At 53.6% G+C, this 16,323-nt stretch carries 20 protein-coding genes; 5 read left to right on the top strand and 15 right to left on the bottom strand.

Annotated features, from left to right (window positions below; genetic code table 11):
* Positions 1 to 32: 32 nt before the first annotated feature.
* Genes PHN51_04655 through PHN51_04640 form a run of 4 tightly spaced genes read left to right on the top strand, consistent with a single transcriptional unit; the run spans position 33 to position 2,900 of the window.
* The gene (locus tag PHN51_04655) at positions 33 to 923 is read left to right on the top strand and encodes a metal ABC transporter substrate-binding protein (protein MDD2818068.1); all 891 of its coding nucleotides are present in this window, start codon (positions 33 to 35) and stop codon (positions 921 to 923) included.
* The gene (locus tag PHN51_04650) at positions 920 to 1,690 is read left to right on the top strand and encodes a metal ABC transporter ATP-binding protein (protein ID MDD2818067.1); all 771 of its coding nucleotides are present in this window, start codon (positions 920 to 922) and stop codon (positions 1,688 to 1,690) included. The genes PHN51_04655 and PHN51_04650 overlap by 4 nt, the downstream gene beginning before the upstream one ends.
* A complete protein-coding gene (locus PHN51_04645; GenBank protein ID MDD2818066.1) occupies positions 1,687 to 2,514 on the top strand; it encodes a metal ABC transporter permease in 828 nt (275 codons plus the stop codon). The genes PHN51_04650 and PHN51_04645 overlap by 4 nt, the downstream gene beginning before the upstream one ends.
* Complete coding sequence (locus tag PHN51_04640; protein MDD2818065.1) at positions 2,511 to 2,900, top strand: transcriptional repressor; 390 nt, start codon at positions 2,511 to 2,513, stop codon at positions 2,898 to 2,900. The genes PHN51_04645 and PHN51_04640 overlap by 4 nt, the downstream gene beginning before the upstream one ends.
* Before the next feature lie 11 nt (positions 2,901 to 2,911).
* On the opposite strand, the gene PHN51_04635 is transcribed toward PHN51_04640, so the two are convergent.
* From PHN51_04635 to PHN51_04575, 13 genes are read right to left on the bottom strand one after another with little or no spacing between them, the layout of a single operon-like run.
* A complete protein-coding gene (locus PHN51_04635) occupies positions 2,912 to 3,700 on the bottom strand; it encodes an isoprenyl transferase (GenBank protein MDD2818064.1) in 789 nt (262 codons plus the stop codon).
* Complete coding sequence (recO, locus tag PHN51_04630; GenBank protein ID MDD2818063.1) at positions 3,697 to 4,446, bottom strand: DNA repair protein RecO; 750 nt, start codon at positions 4,444 to 4,446, stop codon at positions 3,697 to 3,699. The genes PHN51_04635 and recO overlap by 4 nt, the downstream gene beginning before the upstream one ends.
* A 55-nt stretch (positions 4,447 to 4,501) precedes the next feature.
* Positions 4,502 to 5,416: a GTPase Era gene (gene era, locus PHN51_04625; protein MDD2818062.1), complete on the bottom strand. Its 915-nt coding sequence runs from the start codon at positions 5,414 to 5,416 to the stop codon at positions 4,502 to 4,504.
* A complete protein-coding gene (locus tag PHN51_04620) occupies positions 5,416 to 5,745 on the bottom strand; it encodes a hypothetical protein (protein ID MDD2818061.1) in 330 nt (109 codons plus the stop codon). Before PHN51_04620 ends, era begins: the two co-directional genes overlap by 1 nt.
* Positions 5,742 to 7,043, bottom strand: coding sequence for a hemolysin family protein (locus PHN51_04615; protein ID MDD2818060.1), 1,302 nt, complete (start codon positions 7,041 to 7,043; stop codon positions 5,742 to 5,744). The genes PHN51_04620 and PHN51_04615 overlap by 4 nt, the downstream gene beginning before the upstream one ends.
* On the bottom strand, positions 7,036 to 7,497 hold the full coding sequence (gene ybeY, locus PHN51_04610; GenBank protein MDD2818059.1) for an rRNA maturation RNase YbeY: 462 nt from the start codon (positions 7,495 to 7,497) through the stop codon (positions 7,036 to 7,038). Before ybeY ends, PHN51_04615 begins: the two co-directional genes overlap by 8 nt.
* Complete coding sequence (locus PHN51_04605) at positions 7,494 to 8,474, bottom strand: PhoH family protein (protein ID MDD2818058.1); 981 nt, start codon at positions 8,472 to 8,474, stop codon at positions 7,494 to 7,496. The genes ybeY and PHN51_04605 overlap by 4 nt, the downstream gene beginning before the upstream one ends.
* Positions 8,475 to 8,478: 4 nt before the next feature.
* Complete coding sequence (locus tag PHN51_04600; GenBank protein ID MDD2818057.1) at positions 8,479 to 8,820, bottom strand: histidine triad nucleotide-binding protein; 342 nt, start codon at positions 8,818 to 8,820, stop codon at positions 8,479 to 8,481.
* Between the two features lie 5 nt (positions 8,821 to 8,825).
* On the bottom strand, positions 8,826 to 9,587 hold the full coding sequence (locus PHN51_04595) for a 16S rRNA (uracil(1498)-N(3))-methyltransferase (protein ID MDD2818056.1): 762 nt from the start codon (positions 9,585 to 9,587) through the stop codon (positions 8,826 to 8,828).
* Positions 9,584 to 10,714 (bottom strand): molecular chaperone DnaJ, encoded by a 1,131-nt coding sequence (gene dnaJ, locus PHN51_04590; protein ID MDD2818055.1) that lies wholly within the window; start codon positions 10,712 to 10,714, stop codon positions 9,584 to 9,586. The genes PHN51_04595 and dnaJ overlap by 4 nt, the downstream gene beginning before the upstream one ends.
* Positions 10,715 to 10,722: 8 nt before the next feature.
* The gene (gene hrcA / locus PHN51_04585) at positions 10,723 to 11,736 is read right to left on the bottom strand and encodes a heat-inducible transcriptional repressor HrcA (GenBank protein ID MDD2818054.1); all 1,014 of its coding nucleotides are present in this window, start codon (positions 11,734 to 11,736) and stop codon (positions 10,723 to 10,725) included.
* 51 nt (positions 11,737 to 11,787) lie between these two features.
* Positions 11,788 to 12,174 carry a PIN domain-containing protein gene (locus tag PHN51_04580; GenBank protein ID MDD2818053.1) on the bottom strand — a complete coding sequence of 129 codons (387 nt, stop codon included), beginning with the start codon at positions 12,172 to 12,174 and terminating at the stop codon, positions 11,788 to 11,790.
* Positions 12,175 to 12,179: 5 nt separating this feature from the next.
* Complete coding sequence (locus PHN51_04575; protein MDD2818052.1) at positions 12,180 to 12,434, bottom strand: hypothetical protein; 255 nt, start codon at positions 12,432 to 12,434, stop codon at positions 12,180 to 12,182.
* A gap of 84 nt (positions 12,435 to 12,518) precedes the next feature.
* Between PHN51_04575 and PHN51_04570 the strand changes: the two genes are divergently transcribed.
* On the top strand, positions 12,519 to 13,241 hold the full coding sequence (locus tag PHN51_04570) for an acetolactate decarboxylase (GenBank protein ID MDD2818051.1): 723 nt from the start codon (positions 12,519 to 12,521) through the stop codon (positions 13,239 to 13,241).
* Positions 13,242 to 13,244: 3 nt separating this feature from the next.
* Here the strand turns inward: PHN51_04570 and hemW are convergent, their stop codons facing one another.
* On the bottom strand, positions 13,245 to 14,393 hold the full coding sequence (hemW, locus tag PHN51_04565) for a radical SAM family heme chaperone HemW (GenBank protein MDD2818050.1): 1,149 nt from the start codon (positions 14,391 to 14,393) through the stop codon (positions 13,245 to 13,247).
* Between the two features lie 5 nt (positions 14,394 to 14,398).
* Positions 14,399 to 16,231: a translation elongation factor 4 gene (lepA, locus tag PHN51_04560; protein ID MDD2818049.1), complete on the bottom strand. Its 1,833-nt coding sequence runs from the start codon at positions 16,229 to 16,231 to the stop codon at positions 14,399 to 14,401.
* Positions 16,232 to 16,323 lie beyond the last annotated feature (92 nt).

The following is a 16,323-nucleotide window of genomic DNA, read 5'->3' as shown; positions in this document are numbered from 1 at the left end:
CAATCGTTTTCATTAAGGCCTAAATTGGCGGGATGCGAAACCGCGTCCTCCTTGGAGCCAGTGCCCTACTGCTAGGTCTACCCCTCGTTGCCGCCTGCTCTTCATCAGATACGTCTGCCTCGTCAACGACTGGCAAGGTCAACGTTGTCGCCGCCTTTTATCCATTGCAATACGCAGCCTCACAGGTTGGTGGCTCAGCAGTTTCCGTTACCAACCTGACCGCGCCCGGCGTTGAACCGCACGATCTAGAACTCAGCGCCGCACAGGTGGCTGAAATTTCATCGGCAGATCTCGTGCTGTACGTCAAAGGATTCCAACCAGCAGTTGACGACGCTGTTGCGCAGCAAGCAGCAAATCGATCCATAGATGTCACAGCAGATATCGCGATGTTGACTGGCGATGAGGGCGCGGACCCGCACGTGTGGTTAGACCCCGCCAATATGTCGGCAATTGGCAAGACCATCGCAGCGCGACTCACCTCTATTGATCCGGCCGCTACCTCCACCTTCACTTCAGGTTCCGCGGCATTAACCACAGCAATGACCGCACTTACTCGTGATTACAAGACCGCACTGGGCAAGTGTGCATCTGACAAGCTCGTGGTGTCACATGATGCTTTCGGTTACTTGGCCAAAGCATTTGGCTTTACCCAGATTGGTATCTCAGGCCTGAACCCTGAAGCAGAACCAAGCCCTGCACGTATGCGTGAAGTTGCTGCGGCCGTGCGCGATAACAAGGTCACCACCATTTATTACGAAACACTCGTTGACCCAAAGGTCGCAGAAACAATTGCCGCGGAAACAGGCGCAAAAGCTGCAATGCTTGATCCACTTGAAGGATTAGTCGCTGGCGCCACCGGCGATTACGTCAGTGTCATGAAGGAAAACTTGGCCACCCTCAAAGTTGGGCAGCAGTGTTCATGAATCAACCCATCATTTCCATTGAGCGCCTCTGCGTTGAATTCGACGGTGAGCACGTCCTTGAAGATGTCACCCTTGATTTCCATGCGGGCGAATTCATTGCATTGCTTGGCCCCAACGGCAGTGGCAAAACCACCTTGGTGCGCACCATCTTGGGCCTACAGCAGATCGATCACGGCAAAGTTTCACTGTTCGGAATCCCGGTGCGCCGCTTCAAAGACTGGCAACGCCTTGCGTTAGTTCCACAGCGCCTGCCAGGGGCCAGCAGCATTCCGGTTTCCGTTTGGGAAACCGTGATGAGCGGCAACATTCGCCCACGTAATCGCTGGCGCCCATTTTCACGAACTGAAAAGCAGGCGGCTACTGATGCACTCACCGCGGTCGACCTTCTCAGTCGTCGACACGATCGACTCGACACACTTTCTGGTGGTCAACAACGTCGCGTACTTGTCGCACGAGCTTTGGCGACAAACGCCGATGTGTTAGTGATGGATGAACCAACGGCAGGCTTGGACAAAGCAAACGTCGCAGCACTTATTGCGATACTTGCTGCACTCAAAGCTGCAGGGAAAACCATCATCATCGTGACCCATGAATGTGATGACATCGAACACCTGGTGACCCGCGCAATCGTGTTAGGTGCCAGCAAGCATCACTCTGTTGGTTACGACGGCCCTCCCCCAGTGCCAAATGCATTCGCGCACGATCATCACCATCATCACGATGCGATCATTGATCAAGCACCGCCAGTGGTGGGAATGCAGCCATGATTTCATTTCTCGAATATGACTTTATGCAGCGCGCGCTCATTGCAGCCGCACTCGTTGGCCTAATTGCGCCACTCATTGGCGTGTTTCTCGTGCAGCGTCGCTTGGCACTCCTTGGTGACGGCATGGGCCACGTCGCACTCATGGGCGTTGGCTTAGCGTTCTTGCTTGGCACTGCACCTGTCCCCACTGCAATGGTCACCGCAGCCCTTGGCGCCTTTCTCATTGAGTTCATTCGCAACCGCAGCCGCACTGCCGGAGACGTTGCACTCGCTCTGCTTTTCTACGGTGGTATCGCCGGCGGCGTGTTGTTCGCGAGCCTTGCTCCAGGTAAAGCATCTTCGTCACTGAACTCCTATCTCTTCGGCTCCCTTTCAACGGTTGCAGCCAGCGACATCTGGGCGTTGATTGCACTTGCTGTGACAGTCCTTGTGATTTTGGCAATCTTTGGTCGCGAACTTTTCGCGGTGAGCCTTGATCCAGATATTGCGCAAGTGCAAGGCATCAAGGTTCGCGTGATGAGCACACTCATGGCTGTGCTTGCTGCAATCGTCGTGGTTGTTGGTATGCGCGTTGTTGGCTTACTGCTCGTCAGCGCAATCATGATCGTTCCGGTTGCAGCAGCACAGCAACTGACTCGATCATTTCGATCAACTGCCGTGATCGCAGTGGTCATCGGCTTGATTGCCAGCATCGCCGGCCTTGCTGGCTCTTTCTACATTGAAGTGCCACCAGGCCCAGCAATCGTGATCTTGGCCCTTGCCTGCTTCGCAGTGTTGGCACTCATTGCTGTTCCTATTCGTCGACGCCGTAAGGAATTGGCATGAGTGTCCCGCAGCGTCAAACCAAGCAACGCACGGCAGTTGCCGAACTCCTCACTGACCTTGATGACTTTCGATCTGCTCAACAAATTCACGATGAGTTACGAGGGCGCGGCGAATCTATTGGCTTAACCACCGTGTATCGCGCCTTGCAATCACTGGCCGATGCCGGTGAGGTTGATTCCATCACGAGCGATGATGGCGAGGCGGTGTATCGCAAATGCAGCAACGTGCATCACCACCATTTAGTGTGCCGTCAATGTGGCAAAACCGTTGAAATTACCGGACCAACAGTTGAGCGTTGGGCTGACGAAGTGGCATCTACCCATGGATTTACTGAAGTAAGCCACACTATGGAACTCTTTGGGCTCTGCGCCCAATGCTCGCGCTAGTTTTGCCGCTGTTACTTCGGCGGCAGGTGATTTGGCACTGCACCGCCATAACGACGGTCACGTGAAGCAAACACTTCACACGCATGCCACAGGTGGCGCCGATCAAAATCAGGCCACAGGGTGTCAAGGAATACCAGTTCTGCATACGCAGATTGCCACAACAGGAAATTACTGGTGCGTTGCTCACCCGAAGATCTCACGAAGAGATCAACATCTGGCATATCCGGCTCATCTAGATAGCGATGAAACATTCGCTCGTCGATTTTTTCCGGATTGAGTTTTCCTGACTTCACATCGCGCGCCATTGCGGCTGCAGCATCGGCTATTTCAGCACGGCCGCCGTAATTCACACACATGGTCAACGTCAACTTCTTGTTCTTTGCTGTGAGTGCTTCAGCTTCTTCAAGTTCCTTGATCACACTGGCCCACAGTTTCGGCCGGCGCCCAGCCCAACGAATACGCACGCCCATCTCATTCATTTCATCGCGACGGCGGCGAATCACATCACGGTTGAAGCCCATCAGGAAACGCACCTCTTCAGGTGATCGCTTCCAATTCTCAGTTGAGAAGGCATAGGCAGAAATATGACCAATGCCAAGTTCCAAAGCACCATGCACACAATCAAGAAGCGCTGCTTCACCTTGTTCGTGCCCAGCCGTGCGCGGCAATCCGCGCTCCTTAGCCCAACGACCATTGCCGTCCATGACAATCGCTACGTGCTTAGGAATTAACTCTGACTGCAACTTCGGTGGCTTCACACCCGTTGGATGCTCAGGTGGCAGGCGTAACTGCTTCTTCATGAACCAAGCTTTCGATCGTCACGGTCAACAAGGGGCAATGATCTCAAGCCACGCTCAAGGTGCCACTGCAGGAAGGCTGCCACAAGTCCGCTGGCTTCGCGACGTTCTCTCACTTCGCTGGAATCAGCAACGGACCAGTCTCCACTCAGCAATGCAGCAAGAAGAGCCACGGCAGCAATGGAAGGGGTAGCCGAGCCTGGCGGGCGACACTCACTACACACCATGCCGCCGCCGGTGACCGAAAAGGCTCGATGCGGCCCAGCGGTTCCACAACGTGCGCATTCGTCAAAGGATGGTGACCAACCGGCAATTGAGAGCGAGCGAAGGAGGTAGGCATCCAAGATCAATGGTGCATCGTGTTCACCGGAAACAAGGGATCGCAGTCCTGAAAGCAAGAGCACGTATTGCTGCACCGACGGCTCTCGTTCGACAGGAGTTAAGCGCTCTGCTGTTTCCACCATCGCATTGGCCGTGGTCCATCGCCCGTAATCGCTGGTGAGATGCGCTCCATGCGGATCGATGATTTCTACCTGCGAAATATTGTCGAGGTTGCGACCTTCATAGAACTGCACGTCAACATGACTAAAGGGTTCAAGGCGAGCACCAATTCGACTTGAAGTTTTACGCACTCCTCGCGCAACTGCGCGGACTCGACCGTTGTTTCTGGTTAAGAGCGTGACAATGCGATCGGCTTCACCCAGTTTTTGGGTGCGCAGCACGATGGCTTCGTCACGATAAAGCGGCACAGGACATTGTGTTCTGACAAGTTCCCCTCACAGGGCTGCCACGCCTAGGTTGCTCTTAGAACCCAAGCTTTCGCAGCTGCTTTGGATTCTTTTGCCAATCCTTAGCCACCTTCACCCGAATATTGAGATACACGGGCATGCCTACTAAATGCTCAATGCCTTGTCGCGACTTCGCACCAACATGCTTCAAACGAGATCCACCCTTACCGATGATGATGCCCTTTTGACTATCGCGCTCAACGAAGAGATTCGCGTGAATATCCATCATTGGTTTATCCGCCGGGCGATCTTCGCGCTCACTCATTTCCTCAATCGTGACAGCAATGGAGTGTGGCAATTCGTCTTCCACACCTTCAAGTGCTGCTTCACGAATGAGCTCGGCAATCATGATTTCTAGCGGCTCATCAGTGACTTCACCGTCGATATAAAGATCTGGCCCAACCGGCAACAGTTTGGTGAAAACTGCCACTAGTTCGTCAATGTTTTCACCATTATTTGACGACACCGGAATAATCGAAGCCCAGGAAACCCCGAGCTGTTCACCCAAGAGTTGCGCATCCAATAAACGCTCCGCCAAAGCTTCACGATTGACCTTGTCCGCCTTGGTCACGATCACCACGATTGGCTTGTTACCAAGCTCCACGATCTGGCCAGCAATGAATCGATCGCCCGGCCCAATCTGTTCGTCAGCTGGCAAGCACAAACCAATTGCATCAACTGTTGCCCAAGTTTCGCGAACCTGATCATTGAGGCGCTCGCCCAAAAGCGTGCGCGGGCGATGTAAGCCCGGTGTATCAACCAAAATCAATTGCGCATCTTCAGTAGTGAGAATGCCTCGAATGATGCGACGCGTGGTTTGCGGCCGCGAAGACATGATCGCGATCTTTTGACCAATGATGCGGTTGGTCAGCGTTGACTTGCCTACGTTTGGGCGGCCAACGATCGAAACAAACCCACTGTGATGCTCCATTACGACTCCCGCCGCTCTTGAACGGAGCCGTCAGGTGCACACAGCAACACCGGGACTCCGTTTCCACCAAGATCAACGACACAAGCCGCATCGATATCTGTTCCGCCTACAACAACCGCACATTCCAGACCAGTTGCGCCAGCGGCTATTGCCTGTGCGACTGCTAACTCAAGGGCTGAGAGCTTCAGATTCGGACGATCAACAGTGGCACCTGCATAGGTGCGACCCATTTCATCGCGCACAGCAGCGCCTTGGGTTGCGCCAATGCGGCCGCGAGCACCACGAGCCAAGGTCACTAACTTGGCATCTTCCGCACTCAGCTCACTCACGCTTCGTCACTCTCTTCGACCACCACCGGGTCAACCCGAATTGAGCTCACGCGATTTCGTCGACCACCTGAGGTTTCAGCGGTGAACGTGTAGCCAGCTTCAGTAATTGAGGAACCAGAAATTGCAACTCGCCCTAGACGCTTGGCCATTAAGCCAAGAACTGTGTCGATTCCTTCTTCGTCTGCATCAATTTCGATTGACAACAACTCCGCAACATCGTCAACATGCATGCGTGAACTGATCCGGTAACTACCGCTATCCAGTTCAGTGACTTCAGGCATTTCGGTGTCGTACTCGTCAGCGATTTCTCCGACAATTTCTTCCAGAATGTCTTCAATGGTTACCAAACCAGCAGTGCCGCCATATTCATCAACAGCAATCGCCAGGTGAACACGCGCTGCTTGCATGTCTTTGAGGAGTTCATCAACAGCCTTGCTGTCCGGAACAAAGAACACCGAGCGCATGAGTGATTCAACTCGTTCGCCATCTTCAGCCTCGCGATGATCAAATACCCGGCGAACGAGATCCTTCAGGTAGATCACACCAACAATGTCATCTGCATTTTCGCCGATCACCGGAATTCGGCTGAAACCAGAACGCAAACCCAGCGAGAGACCTTGCCGCAAGGTTTTGGATCTCTCGATCACGACCATTTCAGTGCGCGGCACCATGACTTCACGAGCAAAAGTGTCACCCAACTCGAACACTGAATGAATCATTTGACGTTCATCGTCTTCGATGAGGTCATCGGCTTCAGCAAGGTCAACAAGCTCGCGCAGCTCGGCTTGCGAAGCGAAGGGACCCTCTCGGTATCCCTTGCCTGGGGTGAGCGCATTACCTAAAACAATCAGCAAAGTCGTAATTGGCCCCAAAATTGTGGCAAGCCCGCGAATGAGTCCGGCAGAACGTAAGGCAATGCGATCAGCATGTTGTCGACCGAGCGTGCGCGGAGCCACTCCCAGCGCTACATACGAAACCACCACCATGATCACCAGAGCAGTAAGGAGTGCGCCACCAACAGACCAGCCGTGCCCAAGAGCGAGGGTGTCAACGCATACGTAACTTGCGATAACGGTTGCTCCCACTGTCGCAACAGTGGAAAGGAAGAGCAGCACGTTCACATAGCGAGCACGGTCTTCAAGTAAACGCAGGAGTCGATCGGCCGCCTTCGGCTTTTCTTTGCGAATTTCTTCAATGCGGGAGCGCGAAACGCGGCCAATCGCAGTTTCCATGCTGACTAAGAAACCGGCACACACCACCAGCACTACCGCCAAAGCGATTAACCAGGCACTAGCCACGTTCGCTCCCCTGATTCACTGATTTCCATTGCGCTAAAAGTTCGTCTTGAAAAGCAAACATAGCGTCGTATTCCTCTTGGGTGGCATGGTCATAACCGATCAGGTGCAACATTCCGTGCACAAGGAGAAATTCAATGCGCTCAGGCAAGGCCATTCCATGGGATTGCACTTCAGACTCAACGAATGCTGGGCAGATCACGATGTCGCCAAGCACACCTTCAACTGGCTCATCAGCTGGACGCAGTTCATCCATAGGGAACGACAAAATGTCAGTGGCACCAGGCTCGTCCATCCACTCGACATGGAGGGATTCCATTTCATCTGTATCGATCATGGTGATCGATAACTCAACTTCTGGATGAAGTCGAAGAGCACCGATGAGGAATCGTGCCTGCTGTTCAAGGGTTTGGAGATCAACGATGTAGTCGGTCTCGTTTTCAAGCGTGAGGGTCATGCTTGCCGATACAGGTCGTAGCGGTCATAGGCCTCAACGATGCGACCGACCAACTTATGGCGCACTACGTCTCCGGCACTCAAGCGACAGAATGAAACATCATCAACGCCTTCAAGAATTTCGCTCACGACTCGCAAGCCACTGGTAACGCCACCAGGTAAGTCGACCTGGGTCACGTCACCAGTGATCACCATGGTGGAACCAAAGCCAAGACGCGTCAGGAACATCTTCATTTGCTCTGCTGAAGTGTTTTGAGCTTCATCGAGAATGATGAATGCATCGTTGAGTGTGCGGCCTCGCATGTATGCAAGGGGCGCAACTTCAATGGTGCCCGTTGTGATCAACCGTGGAATTGATTCTGGGTCAATCATGTCGTGCAGCGCGTCGTAGAGCGGGCGCAAGTATGGATCAATCTTTTCCGACAATGTTCCCGGCAAGAAGCCAAGGCGTTCGCCTGCTTCAACAGCTGGGCGCGTCAGAATAATGCGAGTGACTTTCTTTGCCTGTAAAGCTTGGACTGCCTTTGCCATAGCTAAGTAAGTCTTGCCAGTTCCCGCAGGCCCGATGCCAAACACAATGGTGTTGTTATCGATCGCATCGACGTAACGCTTCTGATTCAAGGTTTTCGCACGGATCGTGCGACCACGATTACTCAGAATATTTTGGGTCAATACTTCAGTTGGGCTTGAACCGCTACGAAGGAGTGCAATGCTGCGTTCCACGGTTTCTGGTGTCAACGACTGACCTGTGCGCAAAACGGCCATCATTTCGCCGAGCAATGTTTCCGCAATTCCCAATTCAATGGGATCACCGGCCATCACAATTTCATTACCGCGAACCAAGATGTCAACAGCAGGAAATGCAGCTTCGATCAAACGTAGGTAGGCGTCACTCGTACCAAGCAGAGCAACCATTGGCTGCGAGTTGGGAATGGTGATGCGTGCTTCTGAACGAGGCTTCGGTGTTGGAATACTCATGCGCTTACCCCGGTGGCCATGTGAAATCCCTTCCGCCTAACACATGCCCATGCACATGAAAAACTGATTGCCCAACTTCTGCTCCGGTATTGAAGACCAATCGGAACTGATCGCCAAGACCCTCTTGCGCGGCTACTGCGGCTGCAGCATCTAGCACCTTGGCGGTGAGGTGTGGTGCATTGGCAGAAAGTTCGGCCACATTGGCATGGTGATCAACCGGAATCACGAGAACGTGAACTGGAGCCTGCGGGTTGATATCTCGGAAGGCAACAACTTCGTCGGTTCGCATAACGACATCGGCCGGTATTTCGCCAGCCACGATGCGACAGAACAAGCAATCACTCACAAACCTCATCCTTCCACGTTTTGTGAAGGTGCATGGGCCCAACGAAGGCGAGTGCTGAGAACGCCCACCCCAATGGCGCCAGCAAGGGATGCCCGCAGCACTGAATCCCCTAACGAGACAACCTGCGCGCCAGCGGCTTCAAAGGCTGCAACTTCCTCGTCTGAAATTCCGCCTTCCGGGCCAACGATCAAGCAAATCTCGCCTGAACTTGGCAACGCAGCGCCAGCCAGCGGATGTCTGGCCGTTTCATGCAAAATGAAGGTGGCAGTGAAATTTGGAATAAGCGCAAGAATTTCCTTGGTGCTCAGCGCTTGCGAAATCTCTGGACTCCAAGCCTGACGTGACTGCTTAGTTGCAGCTTTAGCCGCCAGCTGCCATTTCGTGAGCGACTTCTCAGCGCGATCACCCTTCCATTGAACAATCGACCGTGAGGCCGACCAAGGGATGATCCGATCAACGCCAACCTGGGTCATCAGATCGATCGCCAGCTCGCCATGATCACCTTTCGCCAATGCCTGCACCACGGTGAAGGTTGGGTTTGGGCGCTTGATTGCCTCAACTGATGTGACATCAACGGTGACATCGTTGCCTTCGACAATGGCTCGGCCTTGAGCACGATGACCTTGACCGTCAGCAACGAAAAGAATTTCTCCCGTGCTCATGCGCAAGGCCGCTGCAGCATGTCGAGCCTCTTGAGTTGGCAATGCAATCTGATCGCCAACGGCTACGCCAGCGAGGTCAGAAACAAACAGCAGTGGTGGTGTCACTTTTGGTTAAACGCATCCTTTAAGCGCGAGAACAGGCCGCCACTATTTTCGTCTTGCTCACCGCTGACTCGCACTGCATCTTCAGAACGCAGGTCAGCAAGTTTCTTGAGAAGTTCGGTTTGTTCAGCATCAAGATTTGTCGGTACGCGAACTTCAAGGTGCACGTGCAAATCGCCACGTTGCCCGCCGCGCAATCGCGCAGCGCCCTTGCCACGAAGAACGAGCTGTTCCCCTGATTGAGTGCCGGGGCGAACATCCAGCTTCTCTTCGCCATCAAGAGTGTTCAACGTGATAGTCGCCCCCAGCGCAGCCGAAGTCATCGGAACTTCGACTGCACAGTGCAACTCATCGCCGTGACGTTCAAATACTGGGTGCTCAATTTGAATGATCTCGATGTAAAGGTCAGCAATTGGACCACCATTTGGTCCGGCTTCACCTTCTCCAGTGAGTTTGATACGTGTTCCCGTATCAACACCTGCAGGGATCTGAATCGTTTTCGTTGATCGTGAGCGCACACGACCCGCACCCGCACACTCATGGCATGGGTGCGGAATGGTGGTGCCAACGCCGTCGCAGTTCGGGCATTGACGTGACGTCATCACATTGCCAATAAAGGAACGCTGCATCTGCTGCAACTCACCTCGACCTTTACACATGGCACACACCACTGGCTCGCTATCGCCATCCATGCCAGTGCCTGTGCATGCGCCGCAAGCAATTGCAGTATCGACCGTGATATCGCGGGTTGCGCCAAAGACAGCTGTTTGTAGATCAATTTGCAAACGAATTAAGGCATCTTGACCGCGGCGTGCGCGAGTACGTGGACCTCGTTGCCCACCGCCACCTCCACCAAAGAACGCGTCCATGATGTCGCCGAAATCAAAGCCGCCCTGGAATCCGCCAGCACCGCCTTGGCGAGGATCTCCACCCATGTCATACATCTGGCGCTTTTCAGCGTCACTTAAAACTTCGTAAGCAGCGGTAACAGTCTTGAACTTTTCCTGCGCGGCAGGATCAGGGTTGACGTCAGGGTGCAACTCACGAGCAAGTTTGCGATAAGCCTTCTTGATCTCGTCGGGAGTCGCGCTCTTTTCTACGCCAAGCAGTGCGTAGTAATCAGTACTCAAGGTTCAACTCACTGTTCTTCAAGGATTCGAGTGACATATTGCGCAACGGCTTGTACTGAGCGCATAGCGCCCGGGTAATCCATATGTGTGGGGCCAACAACGCCAAGTGATGCGAGCTCTTGACCATGGCGCCCGTAACGCGTGGTCACAACGGATGTGGAGGCAAGACCTTCAACTTCGGTTTCTTGACCAATGCGCACACTCACACCGCTGGTAGCTTCACCCATCAAGCGCATCAACACCACTTGTTCTTCAAGGGCTTCAAGCACTGGCTGAATTGCAATCGGGAACTCTTCGCCGTAGCGAGCAAGGTGAGCGGTGCCGCCAATAACGATGCGCTCATCAACATGTTCAGTTGCCGCATCAAGGAGCGTTGCAACAACCGCAGCCGCTACACGACGAAGTTCTGGATCACAACGCTCAGTGAAAGTTTCCAAAATGTCAGCAAGTGAAGAGAACGACTGACCCATGACATCGTTCAACAAACGCGCGCGAATATCGCTGAGGTTTTGTTCAGTTATCGGAATGGCTACGTCAATCTGGCGTTGTTCAATACGGCCAGAGTCGGCTATCAAAATGAGCAACAAGCGAGTGGCGCTCGTTGGGATTAATTCAACGTGACGAACGGCGCTGCGAGTCAACGATGGGTACTGCACCAACGCGACCTGACGCGTGACTTGGGCAAGCAGGCGCACAGTGCGCACCATGACATCGTCAAGATCGACAGCTCCGGTCAGAAACTGCTCAATTGCGCGACGTTCACCAACAGACATTGGCTTCACATCTGAAATGCGATCAACAAAGAGGCGGTAACCAAGATCGGTTGGGATGCGACCAGCGCTGGTGTGTGGCTGAGCGATGTAGCCCTCATCTTCAAGGGCGGCCATGTCATTGCGAATGGTTGCGGGCGATACGCCGAGGCTGTGGCGCTCCACGAGCGCCTTTGAACCAACGGGCTCGTGCGTGGAGACGTAATCCTCGACGATGGCGCGCAGCACAGCTAGGCGACGGTCCTCCAGCATGCTCACCTCCAGCGTTAGCACTCAGCAATCTTGAGTGCCAATCCTACGGCGTTAGATGGGCACTACTTCAAGCCCGAGGCCTCGGGCGGCCGCGGCCATCTTTTGATCGAAGGTAGCCAATACTCTCGATGTTTCGGCGGCGACATCAATTGGGAAGCAATCAGGAATCTTGAGAGAACTTGCTGCCCTAATTTCAGCAATTCTCAGCGCACCCTCGAAACCATCTGACCCAACAATCGCCACGAACTCGTCATAAAAGGCCTTGATGTCACTGAGTTGAGTTTCATGACCAATCGCGCGAACTAACGTTTCAGCGACATTAACTTCGTGAGCATAAAACGGCGGCTGATAAGCAACGAGCACGATCTGTGCCAATCGCGAATGCGGATCATCGACATTGAGGATCGCCAATAAGGTGCTGGTGTCCAAGGTGATCATTGCGACTACTCCCCCCGAATCTCTTCGACCGTGACGCCTTTGTAAAGATCCCCGAGGCTTTCGTGGAGCTTTGTCAAAGCAACTTGTACTTTCAGTGCCCGCTCAACTGGACTCTCGAAAGACACCTGAGCGCCAGCAAGTGCGAGCTGCACAAGCAACTTTGAACGCGCAACGTCTGGCCACTTTTCTGCAGCCTTATCTAGGCACTCAGCTAGCGCATCGGTCTCAGTGATTTGGTAGCGCTGACGGGTCGTTGGCATGGGAAAAGTGTACCACTTTTATGAATTTTGGTACACCTCTACGCTACGACCACAAGTTCAGAATCGACTTATCAAAGGAGCCGCATGAACCGTCGCAGCCGAAGCGTCATCGCAACTATCGCTGGGCTCGTTGGTTGTGCCGCGCTTGCTCCTGCGACCTTCGCCGCAACCGGCGATGCCAATCGGGTGGTCCAGATCGGCACCTACGACTCGCTCATCGCACCCAATTACGACGGTGTTGCTCCGATTAACTCAGTTTGGCATGGTCAAACCTTGGGTCTTGGCACCTTCGATCGACTTGATGGTGAGTTAGTGCTTGTTGGCGGACAGATGTATCGCGTGAGCACTGATGGCTTGCCACAAACGATCGACGGTTCGCAATCCACACCATTCTTCGAAGCCATCACCTTTAAGCCCGACACATCAGGGCCAGTTCCACCGGGAACAACCTGCGCAAACTTGGTCAACTCGGTGAATACATTGGCGAACACAACTAGCGGCGTGATTGCCGTTCGGGTGCGCGGCACATTCACTGACCTTGTTACTCGCAGTGTTCCAGCTCAATCAAAGCCCTACCTTCCACTGGCTGATGTTGTTGCAAAGCAAACGCTCTTCCCACTTGGTGCACGCAAAGCTGTGCTGGTTGGTTTCCGTACCGGGGCTGACTTCGCAGGCGTCGGCGCGCCTGGATTACATCTGCATGGAGTCACTGCGGATCGCAAAGCTGGCGGTCATGTCATTTCATGCGTTGCAGGTAATGACGTGCAACTTTCAATTCAGCGAGCAACAGGCGTCAATGTTTCTTAGTCACTAATTTCCTTTGTCACTGAGCAGATCGCGAATAACTGCGTCAGCAAGCAATCGACCCGCAAGCGTGAGTTGAACTCGCCCCTTGGCAACACCAGTTGGATCAACCAGACCGCCAGTAACGAGGTCATTCACGCGATCGATGCTCACTGTGTCTAACGCAATGCCTTCAGCAAGCCGTACACCTAGCATCACTTCTTCCATCTGCACTTGATCAGTGGTGAGCACTTCGGTTCCCGCACTTGGGCTTTCCCATTGCGCTATGCGCTCGGCATACGGGCTTGGATGCTTGATATTCCACCAACGATTGCCGTTGACATGGCTATGCGCACCCGGGCCAATGCCCCACCAGTCTTGGCTACGCCAGTAGGCAAGGTTGTGTTGGCATTCGCTACCGGGCTTTGCCCAGTTCGACACTTCATACCAAGGTAAACCGGCAGCTTGCATGCGCGCATCGATGATTTCATATCGATCAGCACACACATCATCATCAGGCATCGGCAGTTCACCACGTTGAATTTTGCGACTCAGCGCTGTTCCATCTTCAACGATCAATGCGTAAGCAGATAGGTGGTCAATGCCTGCTTCGAGTGCTGCTTCAACTGACGCAATGAGTTCATCATCGCTTTCGCCAGGAGTTCCATAGATCAAATCAAGGTTGACGTGCGCAAAACCAGCATCAGTCGCCCACTTCGCAGCTTGCACACTTGCCCCAGGGGTGTGGGTGCGCTCCAGAATTTGGAGCACCTTCGGTGCGCTGCTTTGCATGCCAAAGGAAATTCGAGTGAATCCGCCTTCGCGTAGTTCACTCAACATTTGAGGAGTAACTGAATCGGGGTTAGCTTCAGTGGTGACTTCAGCATCTGTTTCCAGTCCAAAGGACTGCTTGATTTCATTGAGCACGAAATTCAAACCCTGCGATCCAAGCAGCGTTGGTGTGCCACCACCGACAAACACGGTGCTGACCTTTCGGCTGCCGCCAAGTTGCTCAGCGGCAAGCCGCACTTCCTTGGCTAGCACCTCATGGAACGTATCTCTGCTAACGGAATTGCCAAGTTCTGTTGCCGTATAGGTATTGAAATCACAATAGCCACAACGACTAGAACAAAAAGGCACGTGCACATACAGCGACAGCGTGCTGGTGTCGCTCACAATGACTACTTCTTTGGTGCGTCAGAGGTCGAAAGGGCCGCGATGAAGGCTTCTTGCGGAACTTCCACACGGCCAACCATCTTCATGCGCTTCTTGCCTTCCTTCTGCTTTTCCAGAAGTTTGCGCTTACGAGAGATGTCACCGCCGTAGCACTTCGCGAGCACGTCTTTACGAATCGCTCGAATAGTTTCACGCGTTATGACTCGTGAACCAATCGCTGCCTGAATAGGCACCTCAAACTGTTGACGAGGAATGAGTTCTTTCAACTTGCCCGTCATCATCGTGCCGTAGCTCATTGCCTTATCACGGTGAACGATCGAACTAAAAGCATCAACAGCTTCACCTTGCAGCAAGATGTCGACCTTCACCAGGTCTGCATCTTGTTCGCCACTAAGTTCGTAATCAAGCGAGGCGTAGCCCTTTGTTTTCGATTTCAATGCATCGAAGAAGTCGAACACAATCTCAGCCATTGGCAGGGTGTAACGAAGTTCCACACGATCTTCAGACAAGTAATCCATGCCAAGCATTACTCCGCGACGTTGCTGACATAGCTCCATCACTGTGCCCACGAATTCGCTTGGCAAAATAACCGTCGCCTTAACGATGGGCTCGTAAATATGGGCGATCTTCTGATCCGGGAATTCACTTGGATTCGTGACGATGTATTCAGAACCATCGTCACGCACCAAGCGGTAGATCACGTTAGGTGCGGTTGAAATCAATTCAAGATTTGCTTCGCGTTCAAGGCGCTCGCGAACGATTTCCATATGAAGGAGTCCAAGGAAGCCGCAACGGAAACCGAACCCAAGCGCCAACGAGGTCTCTGGTTCATACACAAGCGCTGCGTCATTCAACTTCAACTTGTCTAGAGCATCGCGAAGTTCTGGGTAATCAGATCCGTCAATTGGATACAAACCTGAGTACACCATTGGCTTTGGATCGCGGTAGCCACCAAGCGATTGCGTTGCACCCTTTTGCGCAGTGGTGATCGTGTCACCCACACGCGACTGACGAACATCCTTCACGCCAGTAATGAGGTACCCCACTTCACCAACACCAAGACCCTTGGAAAGAACAGGCTCTGGGCTGATCACACCAACTTCAAGAAGTTCATGCACCGCACCGGTCGACATCATCGAAACCTTGTCGCGCGTTCCAATGCGACCGTCAACTACACGCACATACGTGACAACACCGCGGTAGGTGTCATACACCGAGTCGAAAATCATGGCCCTGGCAGGAGCATCCGCATCACCAACAGGCGCCGGGATCGTCTGAACTACGCGCTCGATTACCTCGCGCACACCCAAGCCAGTCTTGGCCGAGGTCAGGAGAACTTCAGCAGGATCGCAACCAATGATGCGGGCGAGCTCTGCGGCGTACTTCTCTGGTTGCGCAGCCGGAAGATCAATCTTGTTGAGCACCGGGACGATGGTCAGATCATTCTCAAGGGCTAAGTACAGGTTGGCCAGGGTCTGGGCTTCGATGCCTTGGGCAGCGTCAACGAGCAAGATTGCGCCTTCGCAGGCAGCCAAGGAGCGAGAGACCTCGTAGGTGAAGTCGACGTGACCTGGGGTGTCGATCATGTTCAAGACGTACTCAACGCCGTCATCACTCTTGAAGGGCAGGCGAACGGCCTGAGACTTGATCGTGATGCCCCGCTCACGCTCGATGTCCATGCGATCGAGGTACTGGGCCCGCATGGAGCGGTCATCGACCACACCCGTGACCTGGAGCATTCGGTCGGCCAGGGTGGATTTGCCGTGGTCAATATGGGCAATAATGCAGAAATTCCGGATGACCGAAGGGTCTGTTGCTCCGGGCTGCGGTCCTGGCACTGTGGTCCTTCGGGGTAGTTATGGGGTCATTTGGTGCTTTGGGCACCTAGCCGGTAGCCTAGGCGACTGCTTCACCCTTGGATGACCGCCTC

It is taken from the genome of Candidatus Nanopelagicales bacterium, assembly GCA_028687755.1.
GTDB lineage: Bacteria > Actinomycetota > Actinomycetes > S36-B12 > S36-B12 > UBA11398.
The sequence above is the reverse complement of the archived record's forward strand: the minus strand, read 5'-3'. Positions and strand labels throughout refer to the sequence as shown.